The sequence below is a fragment of the Pseudomonas sp. PI1 genome, assembly GCF_000812405.1.
Taxonomy (GTDB): domain Bacteria; phylum Pseudomonadota; class Gammaproteobacteria; order Pseudomonadales; family Pseudomonadaceae; genus Pseudomonas; species Pseudomonas citronellolis.
In genome coordinates, this window is record NZ_JWMC01000038.1 from 37,702 (window position 1) to 51,492 (window position 13,791).

General features: G+C 70.0%; 13 protein-coding genes. 5 read left to right on the plus strand and 8 right to left on the minus strand.

Going from position 1 to position 13,791, the window contains the following annotated elements; genetic code table 11:
• The gene (pdxR, locus tag RN02_RS13100; RefSeq protein ID WP_043314894.1) at positions 1–1,434 is read right to left on the minus strand and encodes a MocR-like pyridoxine biosynthesis transcription factor PdxR; all 1,434 of its coding nucleotides are present in this window, start codon (positions 1,432–1,434) and stop codon (positions 1–3) included.
• Between the two features lie 154 nt (positions 1,435–1,588).
• Between pdxR and RN02_RS13105 the strand changes: the two genes are divergently transcribed.
• Positions 1,589–2,029 carry a carboxymuconolactone decarboxylase family protein gene (locus tag RN02_RS13105; protein ID WP_043314895.1) on the plus strand — a complete coding sequence of 147 codons (441 nt, stop codon included), beginning with the start codon at positions 1,589–1,591 and terminating at the stop codon, positions 2,027–2,029.
• On the opposite strand, the gene RN02_RS33740 is transcribed toward RN02_RS13105, so the two are convergent.
• Together RN02_RS33740 and RN02_RS13110 are read right to left on the minus strand one after the other, a co-directional pair.
• Complete coding sequence (locus RN02_RS33740) at positions 2,026–2,193, minus strand: hypothetical protein (RefSeq protein WP_009622166.1); 168 nt, start codon at positions 2,191–2,193, stop codon at positions 2,026–2,028. The two genes, RN02_RS13105 and RN02_RS33740, sit on opposite strands and share 4 nt — an antisense overlap.
• A 199-nt stretch (positions 2,194–2,392) precedes the next feature.
• Positions 2,393–2,821: an organic hydroperoxide resistance protein gene (locus RN02_RS13110; protein ID WP_009622165.1), complete on the minus strand. Its 429-nt coding sequence runs from the start codon at positions 2,819–2,821 to the stop codon at positions 2,393–2,395.
• 138 nt (positions 2,822–2,959) lie between these two features.
• On the opposite strand from RN02_RS13110, the gene RN02_RS13115 reads away from it, so the two are divergent.
• The gene (locus RN02_RS13115; RefSeq protein ID WP_043314896.1) at positions 2,960–3,547 is read left to right on the plus strand and encodes a CGNR zinc finger domain-containing protein; all 588 of its coding nucleotides are present in this window, start codon (positions 2,960–2,962) and stop codon (positions 3,545–3,547) included.
• A gap of 3 nt (positions 3,548–3,550) precedes the next feature.
• Here the strand turns inward: RN02_RS13115 and RN02_RS13120 are convergent, their stop codons facing one another.
• Entirely contained in the window at positions 3,551–4,696 is a 1,146-nt protein-coding gene (locus tag RN02_RS13120) for a YbfB/YjiJ family MFS transporter (protein ID WP_043314897.1), read from the minus strand.
• Entirely contained in the window at positions 4,693–5,571 is an 879-nt protein-coding gene (locus tag RN02_RS13125) for a LysR family transcriptional regulator (RefSeq protein ID WP_043314898.1), read from the minus strand. Before RN02_RS13125 ends, RN02_RS13120 begins: the two co-directional genes overlap by 4 nt.
• A gap of 89 nt (positions 5,572–5,660) precedes the next feature.
• Between RN02_RS13125 and RN02_RS13130 the strand changes: the two genes are divergently transcribed.
• The gene (locus tag RN02_RS13130; RefSeq protein WP_043314899.1) at positions 5,661–6,701 is read left to right on the plus strand and encodes an NAD(P)H-dependent flavin oxidoreductase; all 1,041 of its coding nucleotides are present in this window, start codon (positions 5,661–5,663) and stop codon (positions 6,699–6,701) included.
• A gap of 204 nt (positions 6,702–6,905) precedes the next feature.
• Here RN02_RS13130 and RN02_RS13135 read toward each other — a convergent pair whose 3' ends face one another.
• Positions 6,906–7,793 (minus strand): DMT family transporter, encoded by an 888-nt coding sequence (locus tag RN02_RS13135; RefSeq protein WP_043314900.1) that lies wholly within the window; start codon positions 7,791–7,793, stop codon positions 6,906–6,908.
• 94 nt (positions 7,794–7,887) lie between these two features.
• On the opposite strand from RN02_RS13135, the gene RN02_RS13140 reads away from it, so the two are divergent.
• Positions 7,888–8,697, plus strand: a complete 810-nt coding sequence (locus RN02_RS13140) for an AraC family transcriptional regulator (protein ID WP_043314901.1) — start codon at positions 7,888–7,890, stop codon at positions 8,695–8,697.
• Between the two features lie 186 nt (positions 8,698–8,883).
• On the opposite strand, the gene RN02_RS13145 is transcribed toward RN02_RS13140, so the two are convergent.
• The gene (locus tag RN02_RS13145; protein ID WP_043314902.1) at positions 8,884–10,230 is read right to left on the minus strand and encodes an aryl-sulfate sulfotransferase; all 1,347 of its coding nucleotides are present in this window, start codon (positions 10,228–10,230) and stop codon (positions 8,884–8,886) included.
• 16 nt (positions 10,231–10,246) lie between these two features.
• Positions 10,247–12,595: a TonB-dependent receptor gene (locus RN02_RS13150; RefSeq protein WP_043314903.1), complete on the minus strand. Its 2,349-nt coding sequence runs from the start codon at positions 12,593–12,595 to the stop codon at positions 10,247–10,249.
• Positions 12,596–12,771: 176 nt separating this feature from the next.
• On the opposite strand from RN02_RS13150, the gene RN02_RS13155 reads away from it, so the two are divergent.
• Positions 12,772–13,677, plus strand: coding sequence for a LysR family transcriptional regulator (locus RN02_RS13155; RefSeq protein WP_009622153.1), 906 nt, complete (start codon positions 12,772–12,774; stop codon positions 13,675–13,677).
• Positions 13,678–13,791 lie beyond the last annotated feature (114 nt).

The following is a 13,791-nucleotide window of genomic DNA, read 5'->3' on the forward strand; positions in this document are numbered from 1 at the left end:
TCAGGCGATCTGCCGGAGCAGGTCGCGCAGCTTGTCCAGGGCCGGGTCGATATCCAGCTTCTCGATGGCGCCGAAGCCCATCAGCAGCCCCAGGCGCACCGGCTCGCGGTCGTAGAAGCCGTCCAGCGGGTAGATGCCGACTTCCAGCTTGCGCGCCAGTTCCACCAGCAGCGGCAGCTTCACCGGCACCTTGAACAGCAGCGCCAGGTGGAAGCCGGCGTTGGACGGCACCGCCTGCAGCCAGGGCGAGAGGTCGCCCTCGACGCGCGCCAGGATGCGTTCGCGGCGCGTGGCGTAGATGCCGTGGCAGCGGCGGATGTGCTTGAGCAGGCAGCCGTCGGCGATGAACTTGGCCAGCGTCCATTGCGCCAGGGTCGAGCTGTGCCAGTCGTTCAGCTGCCGCGCGCGCAGCAGGGCCGGGCGCAGGCCCGGCGGCACCACCAGGTAGCCCAGGCGCAGCTCCGGCAGCAGCGTCTTGGAGAAGGTCCCGACGTAGGCCACCAGGCCCAGGCGGTCGAGGCTGTGCAGCGTCTCGTGGGGGCGGCCTTCGTAGCGGAATTCGCTGTCGTAGTCGTCTTCGATTATCACCGCGCCCAGCTCCGCGGCCCGCGCCAGCAGGGCCTGGCGCCGCGCCTCGCTCATCGGCATGCCGAGGGGGAACTGGTGCGCCGGGGTGCAGTAGATCAGCTGGGTGCCGTCGGGGATGCGCTCCACGCACAGGCCCTCGGCGTCCACCGGCACGCTGGCGATTTCCGCGCCCTGCATGGCGAATTGCAGGCGCGCCGGCGGGTAGCCGGGGTCTTCCATGGCCACCCGGGTGCCGGGGCGCACCAGCACCCGGGCCAGCAGGTCGAGGGCCTGCTGCGCGCCGTTGCAGACGATGACGTCTTCGTCGCGGCACTGCACGCCGCGGCTGTAGGCGATGTGCCGGGCAATGGCGTCGCGCAGGCTGGGCAGGCCCTCGGGCTGCGCGTAGACCGCCCGTGGGCCCTGCATCTGGCGTAGGGCGAAGTGCACGCAGCGGCGCCAGTCCTCGTGGGGGAAGGTATTGAGGCTGCTGGCGCCGCCGAGGAAGTCGGCGCGCAGGGTGACGCCGGCGTGGGGGTGGACGATGCGCGTCTGCAGCGCCTCCCAGGTGTCGATGGCCTCCTGGGCGGCGTAGCGGATGGTCTGCGGGCGCTGCTCGTGGCGCGGCACCCGGGCGTTGACGAAGGTGCCGCTGCCGACGCGGCCGACCAGCACGCCCTCGTAGGTGAGCTGGGCGTAGATGTCCGACACTGTCTTGCGCGACAGGCCCAGCTGCTCGGCCAGCAGGCGGCTGGGCGGCAGCCGCGCGCCGGCGGCCAGGCGCCCGCTGTCGATGGCCTCGCGCAGCTGCGCGTAGAGTTGCCCGCCAAGGTCCTTCTGGCCCTGGATGACGATGTGCAACTCCATGAATGCCTCTCCGCGCTCGCTGTGTATTGGCGCAAGAGTAGCCAGCGGCCGGGCCGGGCGCGAAGTTGCGTAGTGATTTTTCGTCAGATTGGCCATCCCGGCGCAGCGGCGCGCCCGGCAGAATGGCCTTCATCTACCTTCGAGGAATTTCGCCATGGAACCACGCCTGGACTACTACACGGCCTCGCCGGAAGCGCTCAAGGCGATCCTGGCGCTGGAGGCGGCGACCTTCGACCTGTCCATCGAGAAGCCGCTGCTGGAGCTGGTCAAGGTGCGCGTCTCGCAGGTCAACAACTGCGCGTTCTGCGCCGACATGCATGCGCTGGAGGCGCGGCGCAGCGGCGAGTCGGAGCGGCGCCTGTACGCCGTGGCGGTGTGGCGCGACTCGCCCTTCTTCACTGAGCGCGAGCGGGCCGCGCTGGCCTGGTGCGAATCGGTCACGCTGCTGTCGCAGTCCAACGTGCCCGACGAGGTCTACCAGCAGTTGCGCAGCCAGTTCGACGAGCGCGAGGCGGTGGACCTGACCGTGGCCATTTCCGCCATCAACTGCTGGAACCGCCTGGCGGTGAGCTTCCGCCAGTTGCCGGCGCTCTAGCGCCGCCGGGGTTGCCGCGGCAGGCTGCCGGGCAGGGCGTAGTAGCGGGCCCGCGCGGCCGGGCTGGCGCGCCAGCGGCGTTCGGCGGCGAGGTCGTCGGCCCAGCGGTCCAGGTCTTTTTCGGCGGGGTGCGGGAAGAGTCGGCGCAGCAGTCGGGCGAACATGGTGGTCACCTCTGTAACTCTTTAAGTGTGTTTGTATGGTTACTCAAGGTTGTATTCTGCGCTCGCTTTGTAACCTGTCAATAGCTGTTTAAAGAGTTACTGCGCCATTCGTCCGGGCAGACGCCGTCCGGCATCCGGGATAGGCCTTGGCGGGGAAGGGGAAAAGTCGGCTGCGGCGGGCGCCGCAGCCGGAGAGGACTCAGTCGAGGATGGTCAGGGTGACGTCGATGTTGCCGCGGGTGGCGTTGGAGTACGGGCAGACGATGTGCGCGCGGTCCACCAGGGTCTGCGCCTGGTCGCGCGGCAGGCCGGGCAGGGAGATGCGCAGCTCCACCTCGATGGCGAAGCCGGTGGGCACCGGGCCGATGCCGACCACGCCTTCGATGGACGGGTCCTTGGGAATCGCCAGCTTGTCGCGGGCGGCGACGAACTTCATGGCGCCGAGGAAGCATGCCGAGTAGCCGGCGGCGAACAGTTGCTCCGGGTTGGTGCCGCGGGCGCCGTTGCCGCCCAGTTCCTTGGGCGTGGTCAGCTCCACGTCGAGCACGCCGTCGGAGGAAATGGCGCGGCCCTCGCGGCCACCGGTGGCTTCGGCGTAGGCGCGGTACAGCACGTTGTCGATGGACATGGCAGGGCTCCTGATCAGGGGAAGGGGACTGAACAGTCTTGGCCAGGCTGGCGCGGCTCGCCAGTCGCCCGGCGCTGTAACTTGAAAACGCCTGGACGAGGGTTACCATGGGCTCGACACCCCGATTCCGGAGCGAGCATGCGCGAACCCACCCCCCAGCCGCCCTACATCCTCGCCGACCACCCGGTGCTGGACTTGCTCAACAGCCTGAGCCGCGCCGATGCCGCGGCCCTGTCGGTCTCCGATGCCTGGCACAGCGATGCCGACGTGCAGCACTGGCTGCGCCTGCTGGGCCTGCCGGCGGAGGGCGCGGACTTCGCCGAGGGCGAGCTGCTGGCCGCCGCCATCGAGTTGCGCGAGACCCTGCGCGAGCTGGTGAGCAAGCGCAAGCGTGGCGAGACGGCCGACCCGGCGCGCTTCAACGCCTTCCTGAGCAAGGTTGCCAGCTATCCGCAGCTGGATTGGGACGGGCAGGGCGCGCATCTGCGCCACCAGGCCGTGAAGCCCGGCGCCGAATGGCTGCTGGCGCCGCTGGCGGAGCAGGGCGCGCAATTGCTTGCCGAGGGGGATTTCGATCTGGTCCGCGTGTGCGAGCACCCGGACTGCACCCTATGGTTCTACGACCGCACCAAGTCGCACCGCCGACGCTGGTGCAGCATGGCCCTGTGCGGCAACCGCCACAAGGTCGCCGAGCACCGCAAGCGCCAGCGCCAGGGCGACGCCTGAGGCTCAGCGCGGGCAGCTTGCGGCGGCCCGCGCCGGCTGCCAGGTGCAGGCCGCCCCCAGCAGCAGGGCGGCGCCGGCCGCCAGCAGCGCCGGACTGAAGCTGCCGTCCAGGTGGTAGAGCGCGCTGGAGGCCAGCGGCCCGACGATCTGCCCCACGCCGTACACCGCGGTCATGGCCGCCAGCATGTTGAAGCGCACCTTCGCCGCCGCCAGGCGCGCGGCGGGCAGGGCGATGGTCGGCGTGCCCATGAAGGTGCCGCCCACCAGCAGGGCGCTGGCCAGGTAGGCCGGGGCGCTGTGCTGCAGCACCGGCAGGATCACCCCCAGCGCCTGCACCAGCAGGTTCGCCGCCAGCGCCCGGCGCGTGCCCAGGCGCCCGTGCAGCCAGTGCCAGAAGAAGCACGACGGCGCCGCCGCCAGGCCGAACACCGCCCAGGCCTGCAGCGGCGACAGCGCGCCGCCGCGCATCAGCAGTGGCAGGTAGGTGGCGGTGATGATGTAGCCGAAGCCGGCCAGGCCGTAGATCAGCAGCAGGCTCGCCGGCGCCATGGGCACGACGGGCGCTGCGTGCGTCGCCGCCTTGGCGGGCGCGGGTGCGGGGCGACTCAGCGCCGGCCAGGCCAGCAGGGCGAGAACGCTCCCGGCGCCGGCCAGCAGCAGCCAGATCGCCGGGCTGCCCAGGCCCGCGCCATGGCCGCCGGCGATCAGCTCGGCGGAAATCAGGATGCCCAGGCCCACCCCGGAGAACATCAGCGGCGCGCCGCCGTGGCGTTGCATCACGTGCAGCAGCCACACCGAGGCGCCTACCAGCGCCACCGCGCTGAGCACCCCGGCCAGCAGGCGCACGCCGATGGCGAACCAGGCCGGCGCCGGCACCGCCATGGCCGCCAGCCCCAGCAGGGTGCCCGCCAGGGCCACGCGGCACAGGCTCGCCGCCAGGCGTTCCGGGCAGCGCGCCAGGGCCAGCGCCCCCAGCAGGTAGCCGGCGTAGTTGGCCGAGGCGGCCAGCGAGCCGCCATTCACGCTGAGCACGCCTTCGCCGACCATCAGCGGGTAGAGCCCGGTGAAGGCGAAGCGGCCGAAGCCCATGCCGATGGCCAGGATGAGCGCGGCGCTCAGCGCCAGCGCGAGTTCGCTGCGTTGCTTCACGAGGCGGCCCCCAGGGTTTCGCGGAAACGTTCGAAGGCGCCGGTGGCGTAGCCTTCGCGCCAGACCAGGAGGATGTCCACGCTCATGATCGGTAGCAGTTGCAGCGCCGGCGGCTCGCGCTGCAGGTCGAGCAGCGAGCGCGGCAGGATGCCCACACAGGCGCCGGCGGCGACGCAGGCCAGGATGCCGTGGTAGGAGCCCACTTCCTGCACCTGCACGCGCGGGCCCTCGGCGTTCAGCCAGTCCTCGGCGATCTGCCGGTAGGTGCAGCCGCGGGCGAAGCCGGCCAGGGTGCGCACCTGCACGTCGCCCGGCCCGCGCACCGGCGGGTGGTCGCCGGGCAGGGCCAGCAGCAGTTCCTCGCGGAACACCGCCTGGCCCAGCAGGCCGCGCTCCAGGGCCGCCTCGAAGCCGGGTTCGGCGCGCAGCGCATCCGGGTGGGCCACCAGCGCGCAATCCAGGCGCCGCGACAGCACGCCGTCCACCAGCGTCTGGCTGGTGCCGGTGCTGACTTCCAGTTGCACCTGCGGGCAGGCGCGGTGGTAGGCCGCCAGCGGGCCGGGCAGGCGGCTGGCGGCGGTGCTCTCCATGCTGCCCAGGCGCAGGCTGCCGCTGGCCTCGCGGGGGTGCAGCGACTGCCGCGCCTCGGCGGCCAGGGCCAGGAGCTTCTCGGCATAGGCGAGGAACTCGCGGCCCTGGTCGGTCAGCGCCATGCGCTTGCCGTCGCGCAGGAACAGCGCCACGCCCAGGTCTTCCTCCAATTGGCGGATGCGCGTGGTGACGTTCGACTGCACCCGCTGCAGGCGCGCGGCGGCGCGGGTCACGCTCTGCTCCTCAGCGACGCAGCGGAAGATTTCCAGGCTGGACAGGTCCATCGATGATCTCTGTTGGAGAATGTATTGCGCAGAATATTCTCCGTATGAGATTTTAAGTCAACCATCGATCAGCCCAGGAGATCACCGCCATGCCCCTTCGCCAACTGCTCGGCATCGAACACCCCATCATCCAGGCGCCCATGGTCGGGGTCTCCACCCCGGCGCTGGCCGCCGCCGTGTCCGAAGCCGGCGCCCTGGGCTCCATCGGCCTGGGCGCGAGCAACCCGGCGCAGGCCCGCGAGCTGATCGCCCAGGTGCGCGGGCTGACGGCGAGGCCGGTGAACTTCAACCTGTTCTGCCACCGCCCGGGGCAGGCCGACGCCGCCCGCGAGGCCGCCTGGGTGGAACACCTGCGGCCGCTGTTCGAGGAACTGGGCGGCGAGCCGCCGGCGGCGCTGCGGGAGATCTACCGCAGCTTCGTCGATGATCCGCATATGTTGGAGGTGCTGCTGGAAGAGCGCCCGGCGGTGGTCAGCTTCCACTTCGGCCTGCCCGCGCAGGGCTGGATCGACCGGCTGAAGGCCGCCGGCATCGTCCTGCTCGGCTGCGCCACCAATTTGGCGGAGGCCCGCGCCGTCGAGGCCGCCGGGCTGCACGCGGTGGTCGCCCAGGGCTACGAGGCGGGCGGGCACCGCGGCATCTTCGAGCGCGACCACGATGAGCGCATCGGCACCCTGGCCCTGGTCGGCAGCCTGGCGCCGGCGCTGAAGGTGCCGGTGATCGCCGCCGGCGGCATCATGGACGGCCGCGGCATCCGCGCCGCCTTCGCCCTGGGCGCGCAGGCGGTGCAGATGGGCACGGCCTTCGTCGCCTGCCCGGAATCCTCGGCCAACGCCGCCTACCGCTCGGCGCTGCAAAGCGAGCGGGCCTGGCACACCGAGGTGACCGCGGCCATCTCCGGGCGCCCGGCGCGCGGCCTGCCCAACCGCCTGTTCAGCGACCTGCAGCGCGCCGACGCCCCGGCGCTGCCGGACTACCCCATGGTCTACGACGCCACCAAGGCCCTGGTTGCCGCGGCCAAGGGCAATCCCGACTTCGCCGTGCAATGGGCCGGCCAGGGCGCGCCCCTGGCCCGCGAGCTGCCTGCGGCGGAGCTGGTGGCCACGTTGGTGACGGAGGCCGACCTGTAGGAGCGAGCTTGCTCGCGAACCAGCCCCGCTGCGGAATCTGTTCGCGAGCAAGCTCGCTCCTACGAAGAGCACCCCGCGCAAGATAGTTGCCCCTACTCCGAACCCTCGTGTAGGAGCGCGCCCTGCGCGCGAAATCGCGGGCAGGGCCCGCTCCTACAGGTTTCCGGGAGGCACCCGTAGGAGCGGATTCATCCGCGACAGGTCTCAGTCGGCAGCCAGACCCGCCGCCGGCCGCGGCCGCCAACGTTCTGCAAGAAGCACCCCGGCGAGAGTCAACGCGCCGCCGTACAGGTGGTGCACGCCCAGGCGCTCGTCCAGCAGCACGGCAGCGATGGCCGCGGTAACCAGCGGCAGCAGGTTGAAGAACAGCGCCATGCGGTTCGGGCCCATCTCCTGCACCCCGCGCATCCATGCCAGGGGCGCGGCGATGGAGGCCAGCAGGCCCGCGTAGGCCACCAGCGGCAGGTTGCCGGCGTCCAGGCCGTGGTGCGGCGATAGCAGGTACATCGGCAGCATCGCCAGCACCGCCACCAGCACCTGCAGGTACAGCAGCTGCAGCCCCGGCAGGCGGATCTGCCATTTCTTCAGCAGCACGCCGTAGAGGCCGTAGGCGAGGGTGGCCACCAGCATCATGCCGTCGCCCGGGCCGATGCCCTGGTGCAGCAGGCTGGCCAGGTCGCCGTGGGCGATCACCAGCAGCACGCCCAGCAGCGACAGCAGCGAGCCGAGCACGCCGCCGGCGTTGAGCCGCTGGCCGAGCAGGGCGCTGGCAAGGCCCAGGGACATCAGCGGCATCAGCGCGAGGATGATGCCCATGTTGGTGGCGCTGGTCAGGGACGCGGCGTAGTAGGCCAGGCTCTGGTACACGGCCATGCCCAGCAGGCCGAGCACCACGATCTTCGGCAGCAGCGGGGCGATCTGCGCGCGCCGCGCCAGCAGCGGGCGCAGCACGAAGGGGCTGAGCAGCACGGCCACCGCCAGCCAGCGGAAGAAACCGATCTCGGCCGGGGCGATGCGGCCCACGGCGAGCTTGTTGACCACGGTGTTGCCGCCCCAGACGAGCACGGCGAAGAGCGGGAAGAAATAGGTCATTGCAGCGGACATCTGTGAAGGACGGGCGCCATTGTCCCGCCGTCCGGAATGGCGCTTATACTTCATTCCGGACAACTCGCCACGTCATCCGGACATGCCCACGAAGAAATACATCCCCCTGCCGCTGCCGGACCATGCGGCCCTGCCGGCGCCGCTGTACTTCCGCTACGACGAGTTCGGCGCCGACACCCGCTCGGCGCCCCACAGCCACCCCTGGGGCCAGCTCAACTACGCCTCCCACGGGGTGATGCAGCTGGACGTCGGCGGCCAGCGCTTCCTCTCGCCGCCGCAGTACGCGGTGTGGGTGCCGCCGGGCGTGGAGCACGGCTGCTACAACCGCGAGGCCATCGTCTACCGCTCGCTGTACGTCAGCGCCGAGCTGTCCCGCCAGTTGCCGACAGGGCCCTGCACGCTGCAGATCGGCGACATCCTCAAGGCCATCCTTTCGGACTTCGCCGCGCGCGGGGTGAACATCCCCGAGCGCGCGGCCGACAAGCGCCTGGCCCAGGTGGTGCTGGACCAGTTGCAAGCCTCGCCGCGCCACGAGGACTACCTGCCGTTCGCCCAGAGCGCGCTGCTGGGCGAACTGCTCGCCGCGTTGCAGGCCGAGCCCGGCGACAACCGTTCGCTGGCCGACTGGGCCAGGCAGGTGCACAGCACCGAGCGCACCCTGGCGCGCATGTGCCAGCGCGAGCTGGGCATGAGCTTCGGCGAATGGCGCCAGCGCCTGCGCTTCCTCGCTGCCATCGAGGCGCTGGAAGCCGGGCGCGGGGTGCAGGAAATCGCCTTCGACCTGGGCTACAGCAGCGCCTCGGCCTTCATCGCCATGTTCCGCCGCCAGGCCGGCACCACGCCGGAGCAGTACCGCGTGGCGAGCCGGGGGCTGAAAGGTAAAACGGCGTAGGAGCCGCGCCGAGGTGCTTTTGTAGGATGGGTTGAGCTTGTGAAACCCATGCGGTCGTGGTGATGGGTATCGCTTCGCTCAACGCCATCCTACGGGGTGTTCCGTGACACCACAGGATTCCCCTTGTAGCGGGCCCTGCCCGCGAATCGCGCGCAGGGCGCGCTCCTACAGGTGGCGATGGGCGGTTCAGCGCGCCGCAGTCACCGGCTGCGCGCCCGGCACCGCGGCCTGCACGGCCTTTTCCTCGCGCGGGGTGCCTTCCGGTACCCAGCTGTAGTCCACCGGCAGGGCGCGGTATACCCAGTTGCTTACCGCGTCTCCCAGAGGCGCCTTGCCGAAGTAGGGGCTGACGTATTCCCAGACGATCTCGCCGCCCGGGGTGACCTGGAAGAAGCGGCCGTTCTGCCCCTCGTCGATCAGGGTGTTGCCGTTGGGCAGGCGCCGGGCGCTGCTGATGAACGCGCTGAAGAAGGCCCAGCCCGGCTGCTTCGAGCTTTCCGCGGTGTACTGCCAGACGATCTGCTTCTTCTGCGGATCGATCTCCAGCACCCGCGAGCCGGAGATCACCCCGCGCTGCACCGAGGGGTAGCCGGCGTCGCCCTGGTTGTCGAACACCAGCAGGTTGCCGGCGCCGGGCAGGCCCTCGGGGATGATGTGCGCGTCGTGCTGGCCGCTGATCTGGTCCACCGGGCGCGGCAGCTTCTGCGCGTTGCTCGGGTCGATCGGCGGCAGGTTCGGGCCCAGGCGCCAGACCACCTTGCCGCTGGCCTTGTCGATGATGGCGATGAAGTTGGCGTTGCGCGAATCGAACAGCAGGTTGTCCGGGGCGAAGCGCTTGTCGCCGGCGGCGTGCCAGCGGTTCGCGCCCAGCGGCGCCAGGTTGTTGATGTGCAGGTAGTCCGGGTTCTTGGTCGCGTGCACCAGCTTGAGCTGCTCAGCGCCGAAGCCGAACTCGTGCAGGTGCTCGGAGGCGGTCCAGCGCCAGGCCACCTGGCCTTGCGGGGTGACTTCGTAGATGACGTCGTCGATCACCTCCGGCACCTGGAAGCCCTTCACCGCATGCACGCGGTTGGCCAGCACCAGGGTGTTGCCGTTGGCCAGCCGGCGCAGGTCGTGGTGCTGGCGGGCGGCGCCGCCGGGGGCCTGGTCGCCCCATTGCCAGACGGTCTTGCCGGCCCAGTCCAGCTCGCCCACGGCCTGGTTGCGCAGGCCGTTGCCGGCGGAGGCGAGCTTGCCCGGCTCGGCCAGGTCGGCGGTCTGCAGCAGCACGTGGCCGCGCTCGCCATTGGCGAGTTTCGGGTCGAGGATGGCCGAGGGGAAGCCGGGGCGGTCCCAGCGTTTCACCTCGTTGCCGTTCATGTCGATCAGGTGCGTCCTGTTGTCGGCGCCGCTGAAGATCACGTACTGGTTGAAGGCCTTCTGCGGGTCGTAGCGCGTCACCCCGGTGGGGTAGACGCTGGGCGCGGCGCTGACGGCGGCGGCCAGCAGCGGGGCGGAGAGAGCGAGCAGGGCGGTGGCGCGGGCATGCTTCATGGCAGTGGTCCTCGGGTCAGAAGTCGTAGCGGGCGGTCACGCCCAGGGTGCGCGGGGTGCCCAGCACGCCGGCGTAGCCGCCGTTGGCCGAGTTCCACAGGCTGGTGTAGTAGGTCTTGTCGAAGGCGTTCTTCAGCCACAGCGACAGGTCCCAGCGGCCGTCGCCGTAGTCGCCGCGCAGGCCCAGGGCGGTGTTGACGATGGCGTAGCTGGGGATCTGCCCGTAGTCGGAGTCGTCGATGGTGCCCACGGCCTTGGAGCGGAAGGCGTAGCTGGCGGTGACGTAGGGCTCCAGGTTGTCTTCCAGGCGCCACTTGTATTCGCCGTTGGCGTTGAAGATGTACTTGGAGGCGCCCACCACCTGGTGTCCGCTGAGGTCGCAGGACGCCGGTGCGCCGCTCTGGAAGGAGACTTCCGGCGGGCAGGGCGCGTTCTTGTACGACAGGTAGCGCACGTCGTTGTACGAGCCGTTGAGGTTCAGCGTCAGCCCACGGACGGGCAGGGCGGTGGCCTCGAACTCCACCCCGCGCGAGCGCACGTCGCCGGCGTTGGTCAGGTAGGAGGTGCGGGTGGCCTCGTCGTAGGCGTTGGCCTGGTAGCCGTGGACCACGGTGGCGAACAGGTTGGCGTTGAGGATCAGGCGGTGGTCGAACAGCGTGCTCTTGATCCCCAGCTCGGCGTCGTTGGCCCGCTCGCTGCCCACCAGCAGGGAGTCGGCGCCGGCGGTGGGGGCGCTGGCCACGGTCAGGTTCACCCCGCCGGACTTCTCGCCGTGGGACAGCGAGGCGTAGCCCATCAGGTTGTCGTTGAAGTGGTAGTTCAGGCTGAGCAGGCCCGAGGGCGAGAAGCTGTACACCGAGAGGTCGCCGGAGTCGTAGGCGCCGGCTCGGCCGTTGCGCGCGGCCAGAGCCGCGCCGCTGACGGCGGCCCCGCCGAGGGGCGCATCGCGGCTGACCGAGGCGGATTTCTCCTCGTAGGTGCCGCGGATGCCGGCGGTGAAGTCGAGCCTGTCGGTCAGGTGCCAGGTGCCCTGGGCGAACAGCGCGTAGCTGTCGGTGTCGATGTGGCCGTCGCCCAGGCTGGTGACGTTGGCCAGCGCGCCGCTGGCGGTGCCGTTCCAGATGTCCGCCTGGGGGCCGTAGAGGTTGAAGGAGTGGTTGTCCAGGTCCTGGCCGAAGTAGTAGGCGCCCAGCACGTAGTCGAAGAAGCCGCCGGTGGGCGAGGCCAGGCGCAGTTCCTGCGACCACTGCTTGTCGCGCACCGAGACGCCGGCGTTGTAGGCCGCCGCCACGTTCAGGCCGTCGTCGTTGCGCGGGGTGAAGTCCCACCAGCGGTAGGAACTGATGGAGGTCAGCGAGAAGTCGTTGGCCAGCTTCCAGTTGGCCTCCAGCGAAGTGCCGCCCTGGAACACGGTGACGCGCTGGGCGGCGTCGAAGTTGACCTTGCGGTCGTCGCCGTACACCAGCGTGGCGCCGGCGGCGCGGGCGCGCTGCTCGTAGCGGTTGACGCCGTTGAGGGTCGGCCCGGTACTGAACAGGGTGAGGATGCCGTTGCTGGAGTTCTCCTCGTTGTAGTCGCCGATCCAGCGCAGGCTGAAGTCCTCGTCGGGCTTGTACAGCAGTTGGCCGCGGAAGCCCTGGCGGGCGCCGCCGTTGAGGGTGTTGCCGTCGAAGACGTTCTTCACGTAGCCGTCGTCGCGGGTGCGGTAGGCCGAGAAGCGCCCGGCCAGCTCGTCGGTGAGCGGCCCGGAGACCGTGGCCTTGCCCTGGAAGTAGCCGTCCTCGCCGCCGGACACCTCGACGCTGCGCTCGGGGGTGAAGCTGGGCAGGCGGGTGGAGATGTTGATCACCCCGGCGGTGGTGTTCTTGCCGAACAGCGTGCCCTGGGGCCCGCGCAGCACTTCCAGCTGCTCGATGTCCAGCAGGTCGAAGGAGGCCATGCCGGGGCGGCCCAGGTAGACGTTGTCCAGGTACAGCCCGACGCTGCCTTCCAGGCCGTCGCTGGCCGGGTTGTTGCCCAGGCCGCGGATGGACACGCTGGACTGCCGCGCGTGGACGTAGGCGACGTTGGTGCTGGGCACCAGCTGCTGCAGGTCCTGCACGCGGTAGATGCGCTGGCTTTCCAGCGTCTCGCCGCCGAGCACGCTCATGGCGGTGGGCACGTCCTGGGAGTTCTCCTCGCGGCGCCGCGAGGTCACGGTGACGGTGCCCAGGGTGCTGGCCTCGCCCTGGGCCTGGGCGGCGGCCTCCTGCGGGGTGGCTTCCTCGGCGTGCAGGGCGCCCATGGCCAGGCCGCCGGTGGCCAGCAGGATGGACAGCGGCAACAGCCGGCGGCGGAAACGGGGCGCGGAATCTCGGTGGTGCATGGAAAGGTCCTGGAGAAGAGGTCGTGTCGCGCAGGACAGGTTGGCCTGCAATCTTTTTATTCCGTATCGATCTTTATTTATGTATTTCGATTTATTTACGGAATAAGAGATTGCCTTTATAAGAAGGCCGTCCACCTTCGGACAATTGCATTTGCCCAATATTTTTTATGTAGAAAATGCATATAGACCTTCGCCAGCTCCGCCATTTCATCGCCCTTGCCGAGCACCGCAGCTTCGTCGCCGCGGCCGACGCCGTGTGCCTGTCGCAATCGGCCTTCAGCCGCAGCATCCAGGCCCTGGAACACAGCGCCGGCTGCCGCCTGGTGGACCGCGCAAGCAAGGAACTCAACCCCACCAAGCAGGGCCTGATCGTCCTGGAGCACGCGCGCCGGCTGGTCAGCGGCGCGCACAAGCTGGCCAACGAGATCGCCCTGTTCAATGGCCTGGAGGCGGGCGAACTGCGCTTCGGCGCCGGCCCCGCGCCGGCGGCCTGGCTGGTGCCGCGGGCCATCGCCGCGTTCAACGGGCGCTACCCCAAGGCGCGGGTGGCCTTCCAGGTGGAGCACTGGCAGGTGCTGGGCAAGCGCCTGCAGGCCGAGGACTTCGAATTCTTCGTCGCCGACACCCGCCATTTCGAGGCCAACCCCGAGTACCGCACCCTGCGCCTGAAGCCGCGCAAGTGGCACTTCTGCTGCCGCCCCGGCCACCCGCTGGCCGGCCAGGGGCAGGTGAGCGCGGCGCAGCTGCTGAGCTACCCCATCGCCACCAACCTCAGCCCGCCGAACATCCGCAAGGTGCTGGTGGACCTCAGCGGCCGCCCCGACTTCCGCCCGGACATCGAATGCGAGAACGGCCACGGCCTGAACGCCGTGGTGCTGGCCTCCAACGCCATCGGCATCGCCAGCGGCCCGGGGCAGGGCGCCGGCGAGGCGCTGGTGGCGCTGACGGTGGCGGAGCTGCCGGAGGACCTGGAGGAGCTGCATACCCGCTACGGCATCGTGCACCGCGCGGGGTACAGCCTGTCGCCGCTGGCGGAGGCGATGATCGGGGAGTTGCGGCGGATCGATGAGGAGACGGTTTAGGGCTTTTCGTCTTTTCGTAATTGGATGGACTCACCCTCACCGAGGCGTCGAGGCGCCACGGTGGCGGTCTAAGAAGCCACCGACAGTGAGGGTGAGTCCATGAAAAAGCATACG

Coding starts and splice junctions, on each gene's coding strand:
- pdxR (WP_043314894.1), bottom strand. CDS start 1,434: ATGGAGTTGCACATCGTCATCCAGGGCCAGAAGGACCTTGGCGGGCAA.
- RN02_RS13135 (WP_043314900.1), bottom strand. CDS start 7,793: ATGACCTATTTCTTCCCGCTCTTCGCCGTGCTCGTCTGGGGCGGCAAC.
- RN02_RS13145 (WP_043314902.1), bottom strand. CDS start 10,230: ATGAAGCATGCCCGCGCCACCGCCCTGCTCGCTCTCTCCGCCCCGCTG.
- RN02_RS33740 (WP_009622166.1), bottom strand. CDS start 2,193: ATGTTCGCCCGACTGCTGCGCCGACTCTTCCCGCACCCCGCCGAAAAA.
- RN02_RS13105 (WP_043314895.1), top strand. CDS start 1,589: ATGGAACCACGCCTGGACTACTACACGGCCTCGCCGGAAGCGCTCAAG.
- RN02_RS13150 (WP_043314903.1), bottom strand. CDS start 12,595: ATGCACCACCGAGATTCCGCGCCCCGTTTCCGCCGCCGGCTGTTGCCG.
- RN02_RS13140 (WP_043314901.1), top strand. CDS start 7,888: ATGCCCACGAAGAAATACATCCCCCTGCCGCTGCCGGACCATGCGGCC.
- RN02_RS13115 (WP_043314896.1), top strand. CDS start 2,960: ATGCGCGAACCCACCCCCCAGCCGCCCTACATCCTCGCCGACCACCCG.
- RN02_RS13110 (WP_009622165.1), bottom strand. CDS start 2,821: ATGTCCATCGACAACGTGCTGTACCGCGCCTACGCCGAAGCCACCGGT.
- RN02_RS13125 (WP_043314898.1), bottom strand. CDS start 5,571: ATGGACCTGTCCAGCCTGGAAATCTTCCGCTGCGTCGCTGAGGAGCAG.
- RN02_RS13155 (WP_009622153.1), top strand. CDS start 12,772: ATGCATATAGACCTTCGCCAGCTCCGCCATTTCATCGCCCTTGCCGAG.
- RN02_RS13130 (WP_043314899.1), top strand. CDS start 5,661: ATGCCCCTTCGCCAACTGCTCGGCATCGAACACCCCATCATCCAGGCG.